Annotated in this window: 1 protein-coding gene; it reads left to right on the forward strand. The window is 50.8% G+C overall.

Annotated elements, in window-relative coordinates; all coding sequences use genetic code 11:
• Nucleotides 1-181: 181 nt before the first annotated feature.
• The coding region (locus PLA23_RS13515; RefSeq protein ID WP_324475554.1) for a pyruvate carboxylase subunit B at nucleotides 182-1,318 on the forward strand (1,137 nt) is incomplete at its 3' end.

The raw sequence follows: 1,318 nt of genomic DNA on the forward strand, positions 1-1,318 counted from the left end.
AATATGTACTTACCAAAAATTTTCTAAATTTTAGTCAAGCAACACCCTCTAAAGAGACGGCATAATCGGCGCATTATCATGCACCATTTTTCTTTTTTCCCTGATTGCAGTGACTTTTTTATGATAGCCAGATCAACCCTTATTGTTTGAACCGCACCTTGGCGGTATTATAGGTGTCCATATGAGTTCTGACCGACAAAAACGGCTCTTAATAACAGATACAACACTTCGGGATGCGCACCAGTCACTCATCGCAACCAGAATGCGGACTGAGGATATGATCCCGCTGACCCGCTCAATTGATAAGGCCGGATTCTTCTCGGTTGAGGCATGGGGAGGAGCTACATTTGACAGCTGTATCCGGTTTTTAAATGAGGACCCCTGGGAACGTCTCCGCAGTCTCAAGGCAGAACTGAAATCAACACCCATTCAGATGCTGCTCAGGGGGCAGAACCTGGTCGGATACCGGCACTATTCTGACGATGTGGTTGACCGGTTTATTGACCTCTCGCATAAAAACGGGGTCGATATCTTCCGGGTTTTTGATGCACTCAATGATATCAGGAATATGGAGCGGCCGATGGCCAGGGTGAAAGAGACCGGTGCTCACCTGCAGGGAACAATATCATACACGACCAGTCCGGTTCATTCGGTCAGGGGCTTTGTGGACCTTGCCCGTGAACTGTACGCCCACGACTGTGACTCTATCTGCATCAAAGACATGGCCGGGCTAATCATGCCGTCCGTTGCAAAGGAACTCATTACCGGGATCAAGGATGAGATGGATGTCCTGGTCGATCTGCACAGTCATTGTACAAGCGGTATCGCACCAATGGCATATGATGCAGCCATTGAAGCTGGGGTTGATATTCTTGATACTGCCATGTCTCCCTTTGCCCTGGGAACCAGTCAGCCCTCGACGGAGAGCATTGTTGCATCGGTTCAGGGAACACCCAGGGACACCGGTATTGATCTCCTGACGCTTCGGCAGATCCGGAATGAGTGCCTGAAGATTCGGAAAAAATATGAGGGGCTTTTCACCCCGGTTGCTGAGCGGGTGGACAGTGATGTGCTTATTTACCAGCTGCCTGGCGGGATGATTACAAACCTGATCTCCCAGCTCCAGGAGCAGGATGCCCTTGATAAACTCGAGGCGGTGTTTGATGAGATCCCCCGGGTCAGGGAGGATCTCGGGTATCCGCCACTCGTCACCCCGACCTCGCAGATTGTGGGTACGCAGGCGGTATTTAATGTCCTGACCGGCGGGCGGTACAAGACGATATCAAACGAGGTCAGGGATTACGTGAAAGGACAGTAC

The organism is Methanospirillum sp. (assembly GCF_035406105.1).
GTDB lineage: Archaea > Halobacteriota > Methanomicrobia > Methanomicrobiales > Methanospirillaceae > Methanospirillum.